This is a genomic window from Pseudomonas sp. RA_15y_Pfl1_P11, from assembly GCF_963970975.1.
GTDB lineage: Bacteria > Pseudomonadota > Gammaproteobacteria > Pseudomonadales > Pseudomonadaceae > Aquipseudomonas > Aquipseudomonas tritici.
This window is the reverse complement of sequence record NZ_CAXAOY010000017.1, coordinates 63,608-79,015: the sequence shown is the minus strand read 5'-3', so window position 1 is coordinate 79,015 and position 15,408 is coordinate 63,608. Positions and strand designations below refer to the sequence as shown.

The following is a 15,408-nucleotide window of genomic DNA, read 5'->3' as shown; positions in this document are numbered from 1 at the left end:
ATAGGCAGGCACCCGTGATAGGATGCCGCGCCTATTTGGAGGATCCATGGCCGAACACGATTTCCGCTTCAGTTTGCTGAGCCCGCAACACACCCTGATCGAATGCCGCGCCCTGGTGCCGGGCCGTTATCAGGTGACTGGCAACGGTGGTTCGATCAAGCATGGCGACGTGCTGATCGTCACCCTGCGTGGCAGTAAAACCCTGTCGATGCGCCTTACCGTCGAAGGTGACGCACGCTACTCCATCCGCCCGGCCGGCCAATGGGTCGCCATGGCCCAGGGGCCGAAATTCGGCGAGTTGGAGATTCACACCTGGAAGGTCAACTGCGACAGCTGCGATGCGGTGTTGGCGTTCGAATTCGCGGTGGAAACCAAGCTGACCAAAGAACCCCTGCAACCGGCGGCCAATGCGCGCATTGCCGACTTGGGCTGGGCCAGCGAAGGCGACAAGCACCGCTGCCCGAAATGCCAGAAGGCCGCGCAATGAGAGGCCTGCTCTTGCTCGCCGCCCTCGGGGCGGCCCTGACGGGTTGCGCCGGGGACGCGGTCACGCTCAAGCGGGATCATAGCTACGTGGTGGAATGGATTGGTGAGCGGCCGTTGATGGATTACGCGCACCTGACCGTCACCCTAGGCACCGATGGCCGCGCCTACGGCAATGGCGGTTGCAACCACTGGTTTGCGCCGTACACGGTCGAGGGCGACACGCTCAGCTTCGGCAAGATCGGCAGCACCCGCAAGCTGTGCGCCGAGGCGTTAATGGAGCAGGAGCAGCGCTTCTTCCAGGCCCTGCAAGGGGTGCAGCGCTGGGATGTCTCGCCGATCGAGCAAACGCGTTTCTGGCCGGCCGAGGGCAAGCCGATTCGCCTGTGGCTGGAAGAAGGCTAATTTCACTGCGCACTGGCTTTCCTGTGGGAGCTTGCCTGCGATGCAGGCGACTCGGTGTGTCTGTGGTACCGAGTCGATGCGATCGCAGGCAAGCCAGCTCCCACAGAATCAGCCACGTAGAGCCTTCAGCTTAGCCAACACCCCTTCCGCCGTCTGCTCACCCATCAGTTGCTCGCGCACCTTGCCCTTGTCATCAATGATGTAGGTCACCGGCAACGCTTCGCTGCGCGGGATATCAAAAATTCCCTCCGGGTTCTGCGCCAGCACGGTGAACTTGATGCCCAGCTTGTCACTGGCGGCTTTCAGCTCTTCACCCTGCACGTTGTCAAAATTGACCCCGAACACCCCTACGTTCTGCGCCTTCAGCTGTTCGGCCAAGGCATTGAGTTCAGGAATTTCCGTGCGGCACGGGCCACACCATTCGGCCCAGTAATTGACCACCAGCCACTGCTTGTCCAAGCGTTCGGCCGCCACTTTCTGGCCATACTGGTCAACGCCGTAGTCATTACCGCAGCCGCTGAGCAGCAGGGTTGTGATGATCGCCAATGCACCGATCAATCGCTTAGTCATGGGGTAATCCTTCGCAAAAATGAACGTTGACTGCGACCTATCGCCTCTTACGGTTTAAGGACGGGCCGTAGCGCGGGTAGAATACCCGCCACCTTACGCAAGATGCGACCCGCACATGACCGATCTGACGCTTTATCACAACCCGCGCTGCTCGAAATCCCGCGGTGCGCTGCAATTGCTGGAAGCCCGCGGCCTCACCCCGACCGTGGTGCGCTATCTGGAAATCCCGCTGAACGCCGCGCAATTAAAGGCGCTGCTCGGCAAGCTGAGCATCAGCGCGCGCCAACTGCTGCGCACCGGTGAAGAGGAATACAAGACCCTCAACCTGGCGGATGCCAGCCTCAGCGAAGCACAGTTGATCGCCGCCATCGCCGAGCACCCGAAGCTGATGGAACGCCCGATCCTCGAAACCACCGATAAAGCCATCATTGGCCGTCCGCCAGAGAACGTGCTGGAGATCCTGCCGTGAGCGCGCCGTATGTGCTGATCTTGTACTACAGCCGCAACGGTTCGGTCAGCGAAATGGCCCGACACATTGCCCGAGGCGTCGAACAAGGCGCAATGGAGGCCCGACTGCGCACCGTGCCGGCGATCTCCACCGAGTGCGAAGCCGTCGCGCCGAGCATTCCGGACGAAGGCGCACTGTATGCCAGCCTCGATGACCTGAAAAATTGCTCGGGCCTGGCCTTGGGTAGCCCAACCCGCTTCGGCAACATGGCTGCGCCGCTCAAGTACTTTATCGACGGCACCAGCAACCTGTGGCTCACCGGCGCCCTCGTCGGCAAGCCGGCCGGGGTGTTTACCTCTACCGCCAGCCTGCACGGCGGCCAGGAAACCACGCTGATGTCGATGCTGTTGCCGCTGTTGCACCACGGCATGTTGATCACTGGCCTGCCCTACAGCGAACAGGCATTGCTCGACACCCAGGGCGGCGGTACGCCTTATGGCGCCAGCCACCATGCCGGGCCTGACGGCAAGCGCATGCTCGATCAACACGAAATCACCCTGTGCCGCGCCTTGGGCCTGCGCCTGGCTAAAACCGCTACGTTGCTGGAGAACGGCCGTGGCCAGGAAGCCTAAGGTCCTGCCCCCCCAGGCGTGGCTGGAGCCACGGGTCAAGGTGGCGCGCACGCTGAGCCTGCTGGCGTTTTTGGGCTTGGCGGGGTTGCTCTGCGTTTACTACCTGTTCGTCGCCGACCTGCACGGTGCCCGGCCGTGGGTGATCCTACTGATCGAACTGGTGCCGCTGCTGGTGCTGGCACCCGGCATGCTGCTGGGCAGCGCGCGCGGGCATTCGTGGATGTGTTTTGTGGTGAACCTGTATTTCATCAAAGGCGCGCTGGCGGCATACGACCCGAACCGGCAGTGGTTCGGGGTGTTGGAGATGCTGGCGAGTCTGGCGGTGTTTTGTACGGCGTTGCTTTATGTGCGGTGGCGGCACCAGTTGAATCGCCGCCTTGCTACAGGTTAGTGATTCACCGTATAGGCCAACATCATCGACAACTGACACATCGGCCGGCCACTCTCGGCATGCCACTGGTTGAAAGCGCCCTGCACCGTCGCCAAATCGCGCAGGCTGGTCGGCGCCTTGTCGACGATCTTCTGCGCGTTCAACGCCGCGACCACGTCATAACTCGGCACAAACGTGTCCTTGCCCACCATGCGCAAAAAACGCGGCGCTGACAGCCCGCCCAGTTGGTGGCCGTGCTTGCTCAGGTACTTCCACAGCCCAACGATATCGGTCACCGGCCAATCGGCGACAAACGCACCAAAGCTGCCTTTCTCCTGTTCAATGTCGAGGATCATCTGCGCATTGCGCGGCACGCTCTTGAGCTTGCCCAGGTGGCGGATGATCCGCGTGTCCTGCATCAACCGCTCCAGGTGTTCGGCGCCCATCAGCACAACTTTTTCCGGATCGAAGCCGAAGAACACTTGCTCGAACGCCGGCCACTTGGCGTCCACCACACTGTGCTTCAAACCCGCGCGAAATACCCGCAACGCCAATGTCGACAGGTAGCGGTCATCACTGATCTTGCGTAACTGCGCCGGGGTCTTGGGTACAGGCAGGTGGGCTTCCAGCTCGGCCGCCGAACCGAAGCGGTTCAGACAATATTCGTGCAGCCACTTGTAATCGCGCATGCCCTCTCCTGAGATTCGAATTGAAAACGGCGCTCGCGAGCGCCGTGTGTCAGAGCATTGAATAGGCTCAGAGGTTCACAACATTAACGAAGCGCGAAGCGGCGCTCTCATCAATTTTCAGGCTGGTGAAGTCAAACAGGTTGCGGTCGGCCAACTGCGACGGCTGCACGTTCTGCAGGCTGCGGAAGATACTTTCGGTGCGACCGGGCATCTTGCGCTCCCAGTCCAGCAGCATCTCCTTGACCACTTGGCGCTGCAGGTTTTCCTGGGACCCGCACAGGTTGCACGGGATGATCGGAAATTGCTTGAGGTCGGAGTAGGCCTGGATGTCCTTCTCGTTGCAATACGCCAGCGGGCGGATTACCACGTTGCGCCCGTCATCGGCGCGCAGCTTGGGCGGCATGGCTTTGAGCGAGCCATTGAAGAACATATTGAGGAAAAAGGTTTCGACGATGTCATCGCGATGATGACCCAGGGCCATCTTGGTCGCGCCGATCTCATCGGCGAAGGTATAAAGCGTGCCACGGCGCAGGCGCGAACACAGCGAGCAGGTGGTCTTGCCTTCCGGGATCAGTTCCTTGACCACCGAATAGGTGTCTTTTTCGACGATGTGGTAATCGACGCCCAACGCTTTGAGGTAGGCCGGCAGCACATGCTCGGGGAAGCCCGGTTGTTTCTGGTCCATGTTGACGGCAACGATCTCAAACGTGATCGGCGCGACCTTTTGCAGGTGCAGCAGCACATCAAGCAGGGTGTAGCTGTCTTTGCCGCCGGAGAGGCAGACCATGACCTTGTCGCCGTCCTCGATCATGTTGAAATCGGCGACCGCTTCACCGGCCAGGCGACGCAGGCGTTTTTGCAGTTTGTTCTGGTTGACCGTAAGTGTGCCCATGGCGCTTGGATCCGCTGGAGGTGTGTGACGAAAAGCGCTGCATTTTACGCAAAAATACTTCAATGGGCGACGCCGATCCAATGTGGGAACTGGCTTGCCTGCGATAGCGGTGGGCCCGTCAACTTATCGAGTTCTGACAGGTTGCGATCACATGCAAGCCATCTGCCACAGTTGACCCTGTGGCGCCGACAGACCTAGCCGCGATTAAGCCCAATGTTTACAGCGCAATTTGCTCTAAAGGCCCTACAGTTATTCCGGGCATACCTTCCTATACTGCGACTAGAGGTCGCACAGCTATCCAGGACCTTTGAGGCCATTTGGCCCGTGGGCGCTCCGATGGGGGGCGATGGCAATAACGACAGGAGTGACTCGCATGATCCATCACGTCGTGGGGCTTTTTACCCATCCCGACCAGGAGTGGCGGGAAATTCGTGGCGATAAAGAAGAAAGCATCAGCCACATGTACCTCACTCACACACTGATTCTCGCGGCGATCCCCGCCGTATCAGCCTTTATCGGTACCACCCAGGTTGGCTGGGTCATCGGCAACCGCTCGCCGGTGATGCTGACCCAGGAAAGCGCGCTGTGGATGACCCTCATGTCCTACGCCGCCATGCTTGGCGGTGTGGCGGTGATGGGCGCGTTCATCCACTGGATGGCCCGTACCTACGACGCCAACCCCAGCATGGCGCGCTGCGTGGCGTTTGCCACCTACACCGCCACGCCGCTGTTCATCGGCGGGCTGGCGGCGCTCTACCCGCATATGTGGCTGGGCATGGTCGTGGGCACGGCGGCGATTTGCTACACGGTGTACCTGCTGTACGTGGGGTTGCCGACCTTCATGAACATCGACCCGGATGAGGGTTTCCTGTTTTCCAGCTCGGTGCTGGCCGTAGGCCTGGTGGTACTGGTGGCGATCATGGCGTTTACCGTGATTGTCTGGGGCCTCGGCGTAGGTCCGATCTATACCAACTGATCCGTTTAAACCGTAGGCAAGGCCACCGCAAGGTGGCTTTGTGCGTTATGCATGACCATTCGGCGCCTGACAGATTCGGAAACACTCAGCTTTGCGGCATACTGGGGTCTCTGGAGATATGTACAGCATGCCCGAGCAACTCAATACCCGCGTCGAAGATTGTTTCCAACAAGCTGAATCCTTTTTCAAACGAAGCTTCAAACGCCCCCAGGTCAGCCTCAAGCTGCGGGGCCAGAAGGCCGGTGTCGCGCATTTGCACGAGAACCTGCTGCGCTTCAACCCACAGTTGTACCGTGAAAACAGCCAGCATTTCCTGAAACAGACCGTGGCCCATGAAGTGGCGCACCTGATCGCCCACCAACTGTTCGGCGAGCGCATTCAGCCCCATGGCGAGGAATGGCAATTGATCATGCGCGGGGTTTACGAACTGCCGCCTGACCGTTGCCACACGTATGAGGTGAAGCGTCGTCAGGTGACTCGCTACATTTACCGATGCCCGTGTGCCGATAGCGACTTTCCGTTTTCGTCGCAGCGACATGGCATGGTGGCGCAGGGGCGGCGGTATTTGTGTCGGCGGTGTCGGCAGACGTTGGTATTTACCGGGGAAACTCGGGTGGAGTGAGGGCCTCTTCGCAGGCAAGCCCGCTCCCACATTCGACCGTGTTCTGACCTTGGAATACAGTCGAATGTGGGAGCGGGCTTGCTCGCGAAGACGCCGGTTCAGGCGCTACACAACGACTTTGGCACTGCGCAATTCCTCTATTCGCTGAGCACTGAACCCCAACTCCGCCAAGACCTCATCACTGTGCGCCCCCACTGCAACCCCGATATGCCGAGGCACTGGCACCCCCTCGGAAAACTTCAACGGGCAGGCCAGTTGCGCCTGGGTCGAACCGTCACCCCGCGGCACCTGGGTGATCAGTTCGCGCGCTTTTAACTGCGGATGATCCACTGCCTCGCTCAGGCTCAGCACCGGTTCGACACAAGCGTCGACCCCGGCAAACAACTCACACAACTCTTCGAAGCTACGCTTTTCAAACTCGACTTTCAGCGCCAGCTTAAGGTCTTTTTGCTGCTCCGGCTTGGGCAAAAAGCCTTGTGCCGCCAACTCCGGCCGTCCCAGCGTTTCACAGAGTTGCTGCATAAACCCTGGCTCCAAACTGCCCACCGACATCCAGCGCCCATCCCGCGAGCGGTAATAGTCGTAGAAACTACCGCCGTTGAGCACATGGCTCTCCCACTCCGGCTCCACCCCACACGCTAGGTAACCCGCACCGGCCATGGCATTCAGGCTGAACGAGCAATCGGTCATGCTCACATCCAGGTATTGGCCGACCCCGCTCTGCTGTCGGGCGATAACAGCCGCCAACAAACCCACCACCGCATGCAGCGAACCACCGCCCACGTCCGCCAGTTGCACGCCCAACGGCAGCGGCCCGCTGTCGGCACGGCCGGTGTAGCTGCCCACGCCGGCCAGTGCCAGGTAATTGATATCGTGCCCGGCGCGGTCCTTATAGGGCCCGGTCTGGCCGTAACCGGTGATCGACACGTAAATCAGCTTTGGGTTGATCGCCTTCAACGCCTCATACCCCAAGCCCAGGCGTTCCATCACCCCTGGCCGGAACTGTTCGAGCACGATGTCGTACGCCTTGACCAACGCCCGCACGACTTCCAGCGCTTCAGGCTGCTTGAGATCAAGCGCGAGGCTGCGTTTATTGCGATTGAGGTAGGCATGGCTCGCCGAAACACCCTGATCATGGGGCGGCAATACCCGCAGCAGGTCCAGGCGCGTGGGCGATTCGATACGCAGGACCTCGGCGCCCATGTCCGCCAGCATCAACGATGCAAACGGGCCAGGCAGCAAGGTGGAAAAATCCAACACTTTGAGGGACGCCAAGGGACCTGACATGGGCACTCCATTTTTGTTTTGAATGCACACAGACTAGGCAGCCTTGCGCTGACCGGCAATCGCCGGAACAGTCACCAACAGTGACCGTTTTGATCACGGCGGGCTTTTTCGTGGCAGCGGCTTTATCATTGCCCCACGTTTGCTTGCAGAGTGTTCCATGAAGTTCGCGATTGCACTGTTTTCCGCCGCCCATGCGCCCTCTTCGCGCCGTGCCCTGCTGTTCGCTCAAGCGGCGTTGGCCGGCGGGCATGAGATTGTGCGGCTGTTTTTCTATCAGGACGGCGTGCATAGCGCGTCCAATAACATCGTTGCGCCCCAGGATGAGCAAGACATCGCCCGCCAATGGCGTGAGTTTGTCAGCCAGCACCAGCTCGACGGCGTGGTGTGCATCGCCGCCGCCCTGCGGCGTGGCGTGCTCAACCAGGAGGAAGCCACGCGCTATCAACGCAGCGCGGTGAACTTGGACGCGCCGTGGGCGCTGTCGGGCCTGGGTCAGTTGCATGACGCCGCCCAGGCCGCTGACCGCCTGATCTGCTTTGGAGGGCCGTGACATGTCCAAATCCTTATTGGTGATCAGCCGCCAGGCGCCATGGTCCGGGCCAAGTGCCCGGGAAGCCTTGGATATCGTCCTGGCCGGTGGCGCCTTCGATCTACCGATTGGCCTGCTGTTCCTCGATGACGGCGTGTTCCAACTGGCGCCGCACCAGGACGCCAAGGCCTTGCAGCAAAAAGACCTCAGCGCCAACTTGCAGGCACTGGGCCTTTTTGGCATCGATGACGTATTTGTCTGCCGCCACAGCCTGGCCGAGCGCGGCCTCGCGCCGCCCGCCAGCGCCCAGCCGCTGGACAGCGAAGCGATCTCCCAGTTGATTGACCGTTACGACCAGGTGATGACCCTCTGATGTCGACTCTCCATGTGGTTTCCCACTCCCCGTTTACCGATAGCCGCCTCGACAGCTGCCTGCGCATCTGTGGCGCCAAGGACGCCATCCTGCTCTGCGGCGATGGCGCCTACGCGCTGCACAACCCGGCGCTGCACACCAAGGGCGTGAAGGTCTTTGTGCTGGCCGAAGACATGCAGGCGCGCCATTTGCCTCTGCCGGACTGGGCCGACAGCGTGGACTACCCAGGTTTCGTGCAGCTGTCGATCGACTACGACAAGGTCAACACCTGGCTATGAACACCCTGACCGTCGGCGCACGCACCTTGGAACTGGACAAGGACGGTTACCTGGTTGACCTGAACGAGTGGTCCGATGAGGTGGCAATCGCCCTGGCCGCCGCTGAGACGCTGGAGCTGACCCCGGACCATTGGGAGATCCTCCAACTGCTGCGCCAGTTCTACGCCGAATTCCAGCTGTCGCCCGCCACCCGCCCGCTGATCAAGTACACCGCCTTGAAGCTGGGCCCGGGAAAGGGCAACAGCCTGCACCTGAACAAACTGTTCAACGGCACTCCCGCCAAACTCGCCGCCAAGCTGGCGGGCCTGCCCAGGCCGACGAATTGCTTATGACCGACTTTGCCCCGCTGACCCTTGAAACCCCTGCAGAGCACCCGTTTGCGCAGTTCGTGCGCATCCTGGGCAAAGGCAAGCGCGGCGCGCGCAACCTCACCCGCGAGGAAGCCCGCGAAGCCATGGGCATGCTGCTCGACGAAAAAGTCGAAGACACCCAGCTCGGCGCCTTCTTGATGCTGTTGCGCCACAAGGAAGAAAGCCCGGAAGAACTCGCCGGCTTCACCGAAGCCGTGCGCGAACGCCTCAACGCCCCGGCGCTGAACGTGGATGTCGACTGGCCCACCTACGCCGGCAAGAAGCGTCACCTGCCATGGTACCTGCTTGCCGCCAAGTGCCTGGCACAAAATGGCGTGCGCATCCTGATGCACGGCGGTGGCGCGCATACGGCGGGGCGGCTGTACACCGAGCAATTGCTGGAAGGCTTGCAGATCCCGCTGTGCCGTAACTGGCAGCAGGTCGAGGCCGCCTATCAACGAGGCAACCTGGCGTTTATCCCACTGGGCGATTGGGCGCCGCAGTTGCAGCGCATGATCGACCTGCGCAACACCCTGGGCCTGCGCTCGCCGATTCACTCTCTGGCGCGCTTGCTTAACCCGATGAATGCACGCCTGGGCCTGCAAAGCATTTTCCACCCCGGTTACCAAGGCGTGCACCGCGATGCCAGCGGCCTACTCGGCGACAATGTGATTGTCGTGAAGGGCGATGGCGGCGAAATCGAGATCAACCCCGACTCGGCCAGCCACTTGTACGGCACCAGCGGTGGCGAAAGCTGGGACGAAGAATGGCCCGCCCTCTCCGCCCAGCGCCACGTCAAACCTGCCACGTTGGAACCCGAGCACTTGAAGGCCGTGTGGCGCGGGGATGTCGAAGACAGCTACCCACAACTGGCCCTGATCGCCACCATGGCCCTGGCCTTGCGCGGCTTGGATCACTCACGGGAACAGGCGTTCGTGTTGGCCCAGCAATACTGGGACGCGCGGGACAAATCGATTTAATCGATCATTCACCTTCAGTCTTTGCGCTTTTAAATCGAACTCAGCCCTTTAGACTGGCCTCCAACGCTTAATAGCAGAGGAGCCAGTCATGGGTTTGCTGATTGAAGGACGCTGGAAAGACCAGTGGTACGAAAGTAGCGCAGACGGCGCATTCCAACGGGAACAGGCGCAACGCCGCAACTGGGTGACCGCCGACGGTTCGCCAGGCCCGAGCGGCGAAGGCGGCTTCAAGGCCGAGGCCGGTCGCTACCACCTCTACGTGTCCCTCGCCTGCCCGTGGGCCCATCGCACCCTGATCCTGCGCAAGCTCAAGGGCCTTGAAAGCTTGATCGACGTGTCCGTGGTCAGTTGGCTGATGCTGGAAAACGGCTGGACCTTCGACAAGGCCCACGGCTCGACCGGCGACACGCTCGACGATTTCGCCTTCATGCACCAGCGCTACACTGCCGATACCGCCGACTACACCGGGCGCGTCACTGTGCCGGTGCTGTGGGACAAAAAACTGAAGCGCATCGTGAGCAATGAATCGGCGGAAATCATCCGCATGTTCAACAGTGCGTTCAACGGGATGACCGGCAACACCCTGGACTTTTACCCAGAAGCGCTGCGCCCTACCATCGACGCGCTGAACGAGCGCATTTATCCCGCGGTGAACAATGGTGTGTACCGCGCAGGCTTTGCCACTTCGCAGCAGGCGTATGAAAGTGCATTTGATGATGTGTTTGCCGAACTGGATCACCTGGAACAGCATCTGGGCGATCATCGCTACCTGGCCGGGGAGTACCTGACCGAAGCCGATGTGCGCCTGTTCACCACGCTGATTCGCTTTGATGCGGTGTATTACAGCCACTTCAAATGCAATTTGCGGCGGATTGCGGACTGCCCAAATCTGTCGAATTGGCTGAGGGAGATATATCAGTGGCCAGGTGTGGCCGAGACGGTGGATTTTGAACACATCAAGGGGCATTACTACGCCAGCCACCGGACAATCAATCCGACGGGGATTGTACCGAAGGGGCCGTTGCAAGCGTTTGATGCCGGACATGATCGGTACAAATTGACCGGCCAATCGGTATTTGGTTTGTAGTGAGCGAGCTTGCCCCGCTCACTACATCAGGTGTTCAGACTTGCGACTGAGCGCCTTCGAACCACTTGAGCTTCTCGCGCAACACCACGACTTCACCAACGATCACCAATGTCGGCGCATGCACTTCATGCTCCGCCACCATGCGCGGCAAGTCGGCCAGCGTGCCAGTAAACACACGCTGGTTGGACGTGGTGCCCTGCTGGATCAATGCCGCCGGGGTATCAGCTGCCCGCCCATGCTTGATCAGCTGTTCGCAGATGATCGGCAAACCAATCAAGCCCATGTAGAACACCAAGGTCTGCGAGGGGCCCACCAAGTCATCCCAAGGCAGTTCCGACGTACCGTTCTTTAAATGCCCGGTGATAAATCGCACTGACTGCGCGTAGTCGCGGTGGGTCAGCGGAATGCCCGCATACGCTGCGCAACCGCTGGCCGCCGTGATCCCCGGCACCACTTGGAACGGGATGCCGTGGGCTGCCAGTTCCTCAATCTCTTCACCACCTCGCCCAAAGATGAATGGATCGCCACCCTTGAGGCGCAGTACGCGTTTGCCTTGCTTGGCCAAGTCAACCAGTTGCTGGTTGATCTGATCTTGCGGCACAGCATGGTCGGCGCGACGCTTGCCGACGTACACGCGCTCGGCATCACGGCGGCACAACTCGAGAATCGCCGGCGCTACCAAGCGGTCGTACAGCACCACATCGGCTTGCTGCATCAGGCGCAAGGCACGAAAGGTCAGCAGGTCCGGATCGCCCGGGCCTGCGCCGACCAGGTAAACCTCACCCGGGGCATTTGGTGGTGCACCGTTGACCTTTTCAATCAATAGACGCTCAGCTTCAGCGCCCTGCCCGGCCAGTTGCCGATCGGCAATCGGGCCCTGGAATACTTCCTCCCAGAACGCGCGACGTTGCTGCACATCCGGGTACAAGCCTTTGACCTGGGCACGAAACCGCGCCGCCAACCCGGCCAACTGACCGTAGGTGGACGGAATCCAGGTTTCCAGCTTGGCGCGGATCAGGCGCGCCAGCACCGGCGCATCGCCGCCGCTGGACACCGCGATCACCAGGGGCGAACGGTCGACAATCGCCGGGAAGATCACGCTGCACAAGGCCGGCGCATCCACCACATTGACCGGCACACAACGACGCTTGGCATCGCTGGACACTTGCGCGTTCAGCGGCTCGTCGTCCGTTGCCGCGATGATCAGGGTGCAACCGTCGAGGTCGGCCTCCTGATAACCGCGCAACATCAGTTCCCCGCCACTGCCCTGCACCAGCTCACGCAACTGGTCTTCGATCTGGGGAGCAACCACCCGCAGCACCGCACCGGCGTCGGCCAGCAGCCGGGATTTGCGCAAGGCAATCTCCCCACCACCGACGACCAACACACGACTGCCGCGCAGGTTATGAAACAGCGGCAGAAATTCCATTTAGCGGATGACCTCAACGCCAGCCATGTAAGGCTTGAGCACGTCAGGCACACGGATCGAGCCGTCAGCCTGTTGGTAGTTTTCCAGCACCGCCACCAGCGTACGGCCTACGGCCAGGCCGGAACCGTTGAGGGTATGGACCAGCTCCGGCTTGCCGGTTTCCGGGTTACGGAAACGCGCTTGCATACGACGCGCCTGGAAATCACCGCAGTTGGAGCACGACGAAATCTCGCGGTATTTGTCCTGGCTCGGTACCCACACTTCGAGGTCGTAGGTCTTCACGGCGCTGAAACCCATGTCGCCCGTGCACAGCGCCAGCACGCGGTACGGCAGCTCCAGCAGTTGCAGGACGCGTTCGGCGTTGGCGGTCAGGCCTTCCAGGGCTTCCATGGAGGTCGACGGCTCGACGACCTGCACCATCTCGACCTTGTCGAACTGGTGCTGGCGGATCATGCCGCGAGTGTCACGACCCGATGCACCGGCTTCGCTGCGGAAGCACGGGCTGTGAGCCACGAACTTCAACGGCAGTTGCTTGGCGTCGAGGATCTCGCCCGCAACAATATTGGTCAGCGACACTTCGGCGGTCGGGATCAAGTACAGATCGGCGTCACCGTCGCGGCTGATCTTGAACAGCTCTTCCTCGAACTTCGGCAACTGGCTGGTGCCCATCAGCGCCGGCGCCTGCACCAGGTATGGGGTGTAGGCTTCTTCGTAACCGTGCTCGGCGGTGTGCAGATTGATCATGAACTGCGCCAGGGCGCGGTGCATGCGCGCGATCGGGCCGCGCAGCAAGGCAAAGCGTGCGCCGGACATCTTGGCGGCAGTCTCAAAATCCAGGCCGCCGGTCAATTCGCCCAGGGCAACGTGGTCCTTGATCTCGAAATCAAAGGCTTTTGGCGTGCCCCACCGGCGCACTTCGACGTTGCCGTCTTCGTCTTCGCCCATCGGCACAGACTCATGCGGTAAGTTGGGGATGCCCAGCAGGATGGAATCCAGCTCGGTCTGAATGCCTTCCAGCTCGATTTTGCCGTCAGAGAGCTCGGTGCCCATGCGCTCGACATCCGCCATCAGCGGCGCGATGTCTTCGCCGCGCTGCTTGGCCTGACCGATGGATTTGGAACGCGCATTACGCTCAGCCTGCAGTGCTTCGGTGCGGGTCTGGACGGTCTTGCGCTGTTCTTCCAGCGCTTCGATGCGCGCGACATCCAAGGCAAAGCCACGGGATGCCAGGCGGTCCGCTACGTCCTGAAGGTTGCTACGTAACAGTTTGGAATCGAGCATGTCGGTCTCTCGTTATCAAAGTTTGGTCAAGGACAGGCCAGCCCAGGTGGCGAGCAGCCCGCCGAACACGCTGATGCCCAGGTACACGAAAGCAACCAGGGCCTGCCCGCTTTCCAGCAGGCGCAGCGTATCCAGTGAAAAGGATGAAAAGGTCGTCAGACCGCCTACAAAGCCGACAATCAAGCCAGCCCGAATTTCAATCGGTACTTCCGGGCGCAGCAGGAACCAGCCGTACAACAGCCCGATGATCAAACAGCCCACCAGGTTGACCGCCAGGGTCGCCGCATAAAAATGCTTCGGCCAGTTGGCGCTGACCCAGGTGCTAGTGGCGAAACGCAATAATGTACCAGCGATGCCGGCTGCGGACACGGCAAGAATCATCTTGAGCACTACTTTCTCCGCTGTTTTGGGCTGAGTTGATCGAGTTGGGCGAGGTGATTGAGCTTTTCACCGATCTTCAGCTCCAAGCCACGGGGCACCGGCTGGTAGAACGGCTGTGGCTCAAGGTCGTCGGGGAAGTAATCTTCACCGGCAGCATAGGCGTCCGGTTCATCGTGGGCATAACGGTATTCATCACCGTAGCCCAGTTGTTTCATCAGCTTGGTCGGCGCGTTGCGCAGGTGCAGCGGCACTTCCAGGGAGCCGTGTTCGGCAGCTGCGCGCAGGGCGGACTTGAAGCCCATATACACCGCGTTGCTTTTAGGTGCGCAGGCCAAATAGGTAATGGCCTGGGCCACTGCCAACTCGCCTTCCGGGCTGCCCAGACGCTCCTGAACTTCCCACGCCGCCAGGCACAGGCTCAGCGCACGCGGGTCAGCGTTGCCGATGTCTTCGCTGGCCATACGCACCACGCGGCGGGCAAGGTAAAGCGGGTCGCAGCCACCGTCGATCATGCGCGCGAACCAGTACAGCGCGCCGTCCGGGTTGGAACCGCGTACGGATTTGTGCAGCGCCGAGATCTGGTCGTAGAAGGCTTCGCCGCCCTTGTCGAAGCGCCGACGCGTATCGCCGAGCAGGCTTTGCAGGAGCTCGACGCCAATTTCATTGCCGTCTTCGGCGAGGTCCGAGGCGTTTTCCAGCAGGTTGAGAAAGCGGCGCCCGTCACCGTCTGCGGCGCTCATCAGAATCTTGAAGCCTTCATCGCTGAGACTCAGCTGGCGCTTGCCCAGGCCCTTGTCTTCGCTTAACGCACGCTGCAACAGCTTTCGCATCGCCGCTTCGTCCAGGCTTTTCAGCACATAGACGCGCGCCCGCGAAAGCAAGGCGTTGTTCAATTCAAAAGAAGGGTTCTCGGTGGTGGCACCGATAAAGATCAGCGTGCCGTCTTCAACATAGGGCAGGAACGCATCCTGCTGCGATTTGTTGAAGCGATGCACTTCATCGACAAACAGGATGGTGCGCTTGCCGTATTGCCCGGCCTGCTGCTTGGCGACTTCCACCGCCTGGCGGATCTCCTTGACCCCGGCGAGCACCGCCGAGACCGTTTCGAAGTGTGCATCCGAGACCTTCGCCAGCAGCCGCGCCAGGGTGGTTTTACCCACGCCCGGTGGCCCCCAGAAGATCATCGAATGCAGCGCGCCCTGCTCCAAGGCTTCACGCAGAGGCTTGCCGCGCGCGAGCAGGTGTTCCTGACCGACGTACTCATCCAGATTGGTCGAACGCAAGCGCGCGGCCAGGGGTTGAGCAATCGGGTCACTTCGAAACAGATCCATGGGCAGCGTTTGAAA

The 15,408-nt window shown here is 60.8% G+C and carries 21 protein-coding genes; 13 read left to right on the top strand and 8 right to left on the bottom strand.

Annotation, left to right across the window (positions count from 1 at the left end; all coding sequences use genetic code 11):
* Nucleotides 1-46: 46 nt before the first annotated feature.
* Nucleotides 47-487 carry a hypothetical protein gene (locus AACY44_RS20530; RefSeq protein WP_339421055.1) on the top strand — a complete coding sequence of 147 codons (441 nt, stop codon included), beginning with the start codon at nt 47-49 and terminating at the stop codon, nt 485-487.
* Nucleotides 484-888: an META domain-containing protein gene (locus AACY44_RS20525; protein ID WP_339436963.1), complete on the top strand. Its 405-nt coding sequence runs from the start codon at nt 484-486 to the stop codon at nt 886-888. The genes AACY44_RS20530 and AACY44_RS20525 overlap by 4 nt, the downstream gene beginning before the upstream one ends.
* 108 nt (nt 889-996) lie before the next feature.
* Here AACY44_RS20525 and AACY44_RS20520 read toward each other — a convergent pair whose 3' ends face one another.
* Nucleotides 997-1,458, bottom strand: a complete 462-nt coding sequence (locus AACY44_RS20520; protein WP_339421053.1) for a TlpA family protein disulfide reductase — start codon at nt 1,456-1,458, stop codon at nt 997-999.
* Nucleotides 1,459-1,573: 115 nt separating this feature from the next.
* Here AACY44_RS20520 and arsC point away from each other — a divergent pair, with 115 nt between their 5' ends.
* Genes arsC through AACY44_RS20505 form a run of 3 tightly spaced genes read left to right on the top strand, consistent with a single transcriptional unit; the run spans nt 1,574 to nt 2,929 of the window.
* Nucleotides 1,574-1,927 carry an arsenate reductase (glutaredoxin) gene (arsC, locus tag AACY44_RS20515; protein ID WP_339436964.1) on the top strand — a complete coding sequence of 118 codons (354 nt, stop codon included), beginning with the start codon at nt 1,574-1,576 and terminating at the stop codon, nt 1,925-1,927.
* Complete coding sequence (gene wrbA / locus AACY44_RS20510) at nt 1,924-2,538, top strand: NAD(P)H:quinone oxidoreductase (RefSeq protein WP_339421050.1); 615 nt, start codon at nt 1,924-1,926, stop codon at nt 2,536-2,538. The genes arsC and wrbA overlap by 4 nt, the downstream gene beginning before the upstream one ends.
* The gene (locus tag AACY44_RS20505) at nt 2,522-2,929 is read left to right on the top strand and encodes a DUF2069 domain-containing protein (protein WP_339421048.1); all 408 of its coding nucleotides are present in this window, start codon (nt 2,522-2,524) and stop codon (nt 2,927-2,929) included. The genes wrbA and AACY44_RS20505 overlap by 17 nt, the downstream gene beginning before the upstream one ends.
* Here the strand turns inward: AACY44_RS20505 and AACY44_RS20500 are convergent.
* Nucleotides 2,926-3,597, bottom strand: coding sequence for a DNA-3-methyladenine glycosylase I (locus tag AACY44_RS20500; protein ID WP_010209632.1), 672 nt, complete (start codon nt 3,595-3,597; stop codon nt 2,926-2,928). The genes AACY44_RS20505 and AACY44_RS20500 overlap by 4 nt on opposite strands.
* A gap of 67 nt (nt 3,598-3,664) precedes the next feature.
* Nucleotides 3,665-4,489, bottom strand: coding sequence for a tRNA 2-thiocytidine(32) synthetase TtcA (gene ttcA / locus AACY44_RS20495; protein WP_339436966.1), 825 nt, complete (start codon nt 4,487-4,489; stop codon nt 3,665-3,667).
* 373 nt (nt 4,490-4,862) lie between these two features.
* On the opposite strand from ttcA, the gene AACY44_RS20490 reads away from it, so the two are divergent.
* Both AACY44_RS20490 and AACY44_RS20485 read left to right on the top strand, forming a co-directional pair.
* Nucleotides 4,863-5,465 carry a Yip1 family protein gene (locus AACY44_RS20490; RefSeq protein WP_065872086.1) on the top strand — a complete coding sequence of 201 codons (603 nt, stop codon included), beginning with the start codon at nt 4,863-4,865 and terminating at the stop codon, nt 5,463-5,465.
* Nucleotides 5,466-5,592: 127 nt separating this feature from the next.
* Nucleotides 5,593-6,087, top strand: coding sequence for a SprT family zinc-dependent metalloprotease (locus AACY44_RS20485; RefSeq protein ID WP_065872224.1), 495 nt, complete (start codon nt 5,593-5,595; stop codon nt 6,085-6,087).
* Nucleotides 6,088-6,192: 105 nt separating this feature from the next.
* Here the strand turns inward: AACY44_RS20485 and AACY44_RS20480 are convergent, their stop codons facing one another.
* Nucleotides 6,193-7,374, bottom strand: a complete 1,182-nt coding sequence (locus AACY44_RS20480) for a CaiB/BaiF CoA transferase family protein (protein WP_339421041.1) — start codon at nt 7,372-7,374, stop codon at nt 6,193-6,195.
* Between the two features lie 157 nt (nt 7,375-7,531).
* Between AACY44_RS20480 and tusD the strand changes: the two genes are divergently transcribed.
* The 6 genes from tusD (at nt 7,532) to AACY44_RS20450 (ending at nt 10,971) form a co-directional block, all read left to right on the top strand.
* Nucleotides 7,532-7,924 carry a sulfurtransferase complex subunit TusD gene (gene tusD / locus AACY44_RS20475; protein ID WP_339421039.1) on the top strand — a complete coding sequence of 131 codons (393 nt, stop codon included), beginning with the start codon at nt 7,532-7,534 and terminating at the stop codon, nt 7,922-7,924.
* A gap of 1 nt (nt 7,925) precedes the next feature.
* Nucleotides 7,926-8,276, top strand: a complete 351-nt coding sequence (tusC, locus tag AACY44_RS20470) for a sulfurtransferase complex subunit TusC (protein ID WP_339456330.1) — start codon at nt 7,926-7,928, stop codon at nt 8,274-8,276.
* Nucleotides 8,276-8,554, top strand: a complete 279-nt coding sequence (gene tusB / locus AACY44_RS20465; RefSeq protein WP_339436967.1) for a sulfurtransferase complex subunit TusB — start codon at nt 8,276-8,278, stop codon at nt 8,552-8,554. Before tusC ends, tusB begins: the two co-directional genes overlap by 1 nt.
* On the top strand, nt 8,551-8,886 hold the full coding sequence (locus tag AACY44_RS20460) for a TusE/DsrC/DsvC family sulfur relay protein (RefSeq protein ID WP_339421036.1): 336 nt from the start codon (nt 8,551-8,553) through the stop codon (nt 8,884-8,886). Before tusB ends, AACY44_RS20460 begins: the two co-directional genes overlap by 4 nt.
* Nucleotides 8,883-9,884, top strand: a complete 1,002-nt coding sequence (locus AACY44_RS20455) for a glycosyl transferase family protein (RefSeq protein ID WP_339436968.1) — start codon at nt 8,883-8,885, stop codon at nt 9,882-9,884. Before AACY44_RS20460 ends, AACY44_RS20455 begins: the two co-directional genes overlap by 4 nt.
* 88 nt (nt 9,885-9,972) lie before the next feature.
* The gene (locus AACY44_RS20450) at nt 9,973-10,971 is read left to right on the top strand and encodes a glutathione S-transferase family protein (protein ID WP_339421033.1); all 999 of its coding nucleotides are present in this window, start codon (nt 9,973-9,975) and stop codon (nt 10,969-10,971) included.
* Between the two features lie 34 nt (nt 10,972-11,005).
* Here AACY44_RS20450 and cysG read toward each other — a convergent pair whose 3' ends face one another.
* From cysG to AACY44_RS20430, 4 genes are read right to left on the bottom strand one after another with little or no spacing between them, the layout of a single operon-like run.
* Nucleotides 11,006-12,400: a siroheme synthase CysG gene (gene cysG / locus AACY44_RS20445; RefSeq protein ID WP_339421031.1), complete on the bottom strand. Its 1,395-nt coding sequence runs from the start codon at nt 12,398-12,400 to the stop codon at nt 11,006-11,008.
* Nucleotides 12,401-13,681 carry a serine--tRNA ligase gene (serS, locus tag AACY44_RS20440; protein WP_339421029.1) on the bottom strand — a complete coding sequence of 427 codons (1,281 nt, stop codon included), beginning with the start codon at nt 13,679-13,681 and terminating at the stop codon, nt 12,401-12,403.
* A gap of 15 nt (nt 13,682-13,696) precedes the next feature.
* Complete coding sequence (gene crcB / locus AACY44_RS20435) at nt 13,697-14,071, bottom strand: fluoride efflux transporter CrcB (protein WP_339421027.1); 375 nt, start codon at nt 14,069-14,071, stop codon at nt 13,697-13,699.
* Nucleotides 14,071-15,393: a replication-associated recombination protein A gene (locus AACY44_RS20430; RefSeq protein ID WP_339421025.1), complete on the bottom strand. Its 1,323-nt coding sequence runs from the start codon at nt 15,391-15,393 to the stop codon at nt 14,071-14,073. Before AACY44_RS20430 ends, crcB begins: the two co-directional genes overlap by 1 nt.
* Between the last annotated feature and the right edge of the window lie 15 nt (nt 15,394-15,408).

What these genes read in the sequence shown, in the direction of transcription:
- AACY44_RS20530 (WP_339421055.1), top strand. Translation starts at nt 47, where the DNA reads ATGGCCGAACACGATTTCCGCTTCAGTTTGCTGAGCCCGCAACACACC.
- AACY44_RS20525 (WP_339436963.1), top strand. Translation starts at nt 484, where the DNA reads ATGAGAGGCCTGCTCTTGCTCGCCGCCCTCGGGGCGGCCCTGACGGGT.
- AACY44_RS20520 (WP_339421053.1), bottom strand. Translation starts at nt 1,458, where the DNA reads ATGACTAAGCGATTGATCGGTGCATTGGCGATCATCACAACCCTGCTG.
- arsC (WP_339436964.1), top strand. Translation starts at nt 1,574, where the DNA reads ATGACCGATCTGACGCTTTATCACAACCCGCGCTGCTCGAAATCCCGC.
- AACY44_RS20500 (WP_010209632.1), bottom strand. Translation starts at nt 3,597, where the DNA reads ATGCGCGATTACAAGTGGCTGCACGAATATTGTCTGAACCGCTTCGGT.
- ttcA (WP_339436966.1), bottom strand. Translation starts at nt 4,489, where the DNA reads ATGGGCACACTTACGGTCAACCAGAACAAACTGCAAAAACGCCTGCGT.
- AACY44_RS20490 (WP_065872086.1), top strand. Translation starts at nt 4,863, where the DNA reads ATGATCCATCACGTCGTGGGGCTTTTTACCCATCCCGACCAGGAGTGG.
- AACY44_RS20485 (WP_065872224.1), top strand. Translation starts at nt 5,593, where the DNA reads ATGCCCGAGCAACTCAATACCCGCGTCGAAGATTGTTTCCAACAAGCT.
- AACY44_RS20480 (WP_339421041.1), bottom strand. Translation starts at nt 7,374, where the DNA reads ATGTCAGGTCCCTTGGCGTCCCTCAAAGTGTTGGATTTTTCCACCTTG.
- tusD (WP_339421039.1), top strand. Translation starts at nt 7,532, where the DNA reads ATGAAGTTCGCGATTGCACTGTTTTCCGCCGCCCATGCGCCCTCTTCG.
- tusC (WP_339456330.1), top strand. Translation starts at nt 7,926, where the DNA reads ATGTCCAAATCCTTATTGGTGATCAGCCGCCAGGCGCCATGGTCCGGG.
- tusB (WP_339436967.1), top strand. Translation starts at nt 8,276, where the DNA reads ATGTCGACTCTCCATGTGGTTTCCCACTCCCCGTTTACCGATAGCCGC.
- AACY44_RS20460 (WP_339421036.1), top strand. Translation starts at nt 8,551, where the DNA reads ATGAACACCCTGACCGTCGGCGCACGCACCTTGGAACTGGACAAGGAC.
- AACY44_RS20455 (WP_339436968.1), top strand. Translation starts at nt 8,883, where the DNA reads ATGACCGACTTTGCCCCGCTGACCCTTGAAACCCCTGCAGAGCACCCG.
- AACY44_RS20450 (WP_339421033.1), top strand. Translation starts at nt 9,973, where the DNA reads ATGGGTTTGCTGATTGAAGGACGCTGGAAAGACCAGTGGTACGAAAGT.
- cysG (WP_339421031.1), bottom strand. Translation starts at nt 12,400, where the DNA reads ATGGAATTTCTGCCGCTGTTTCATAACCTGCGCGGCAGTCGTGTGTTG.
- serS (WP_339421029.1), bottom strand. Translation starts at nt 13,681, where the DNA reads ATGCTCGATTCCAAACTGTTACGTAGCAACCTTCAGGACGTAGCGGAC.
- AACY44_RS20430 (WP_339421025.1), bottom strand. Translation starts at nt 15,393, where the DNA reads ATGGATCTGTTTCGAAGTGACCCGATTGCTCAACCCCTGGCCGCGCGC.